This is a genomic window from Listeria valentina (genome assembly GCF_011800755.1).
GTDB lineage: Bacteria > Bacillota > Bacilli > Lactobacillales > Listeriaceae > Listeria > Listeria valentina.
Genome location: NZ_JAATJW010000151.1, coordinates 1 through 877, shown reverse-complemented (window position 1 = coordinate 877; position 877 = coordinate 1). Strand labels below are relative to the sequence as shown.

Sequence of the window (877 nt, the reverse complement as noted above, 5' to 3'; positions counted from 1 at the left end):
TTTAGCCGGCTTAGCTCAGTTGGTAGAGCAACTGATTTGTAATCAGTAGGTCGCGAGTTCGACTCTTGCAGCCGGCACCACTTTTATTGGTTGAACTTACGTTGTAAGTTCGTCATAAAAAGAGCCGTTAGCTCAGTTGGTAGAGCATCTGACTTTTAATCAGAGGGTCGCAGGTTCGAACCCTGCACGGCTCACTTTTGCGGGTGTGGCGGAATTGGCAGACGCACCAGATTTAGGATCTGGCGCCGTGAGGCGTGGGGGTTCAAGTCCCTTCACCCGCACTTTCATATTGCGGAAGTAGTTCAGTGGTAGAACATCACCTTGCCAAGGTGGGGGTCGCGGGTTCGAACCCCGTCTTCCGCTTTTAGCTAGTCCCGATGCCGGGGTGGCGGAACTGGCAGACGCACAGGACTTAAAATCCTGCGGGTAGTGATACCCGTACCGGTTCGATTCCGGTCCTCGGCACCATTTTTATTGTTTTATGTTGCGCCCATAGCTCAACTGGATAGAGTACCTGACTACGAATCAGGCGGTTGGAGGTTCGACTCCTTCTGGGCGCGCTCTTTATACGGGAAGTAGCTCAGCTTGGTAGAGCACTTGGTTTGGGACCAAGGGGTCGCAGGTTCGAATCCTGTCTTCCCGACCATTTTAAACAATTGACTTCTTATCTTTGGGGCCTTAGCTCAGCTGGGAGAGCGCCTGCTTTGCACGCAGGAGGTCAGCGGTTCGATCCCGCTAGGCTCCACCAATTTTTTTGAACATTCTCTTGACGTGAGTATTCAAAAGATGTATACTGTAAAAGTTGCTGATAAAAAGGCAATGAAGAAAGAATGACCTTTGAAAACTGAACAAAAAGAAGACGAAAAAGCGATGAAAC

The 877-nt window shown here is 49.9% G+C and carries 8 tRNA genes; all 8 read left to right on the top strand.

Going from position 1 to position 877, the window contains the following annotated elements:
- Nucleotides 1-4: 4 nt before the first annotated feature.
- The 8 genes from HCK02_RS13950 to HCK02_RS13915 all read left to right on the top strand — a co-directional run bounded on the left by HCK02_RS13950 (nt 5) and on the right by HCK02_RS13915 (nt 748).
- Nucleotides 5-80 (top strand) — tRNA-Thr (locus HCK02_RS13950).
- A gap of 41 nt (nt 81-121) precedes the next feature.
- A tRNA-Lys gene (locus HCK02_RS13945) sits at nt 122-194 on the top strand.
- A 5-nt stretch (nt 195-199) separates the two neighbouring features.
- Nucleotides 200-281, top strand: a tRNA-Leu gene (locus tag HCK02_RS13940).
- 10 nt (nt 282-291) lie between these two features.
- A tRNA-Gly gene (locus HCK02_RS13935) sits at nt 292-363 on the top strand.
- A 16-nt stretch (nt 364-379) separates the two neighbouring features.
- A tRNA-Leu gene (locus HCK02_RS13930) sits at nt 380-468 on the top strand.
- A gap of 18 nt (nt 469-486) precedes the next feature.
- A tRNA-Arg gene (locus tag HCK02_RS13925) sits at nt 487-560 on the top strand.
- A 9-nt stretch (nt 561-569) separates the two neighbouring features.
- Nucleotides 570-646, top strand: a tRNA-Pro gene (locus tag HCK02_RS13920).
- A 26-nt stretch (nt 647-672) separates the two neighbouring features.
- Nucleotides 673-748: transfer RNA gene (locus HCK02_RS13915), tRNA-Ala, on the top strand.
- Nucleotides 749-877: the final 129 nt, after the last annotated feature.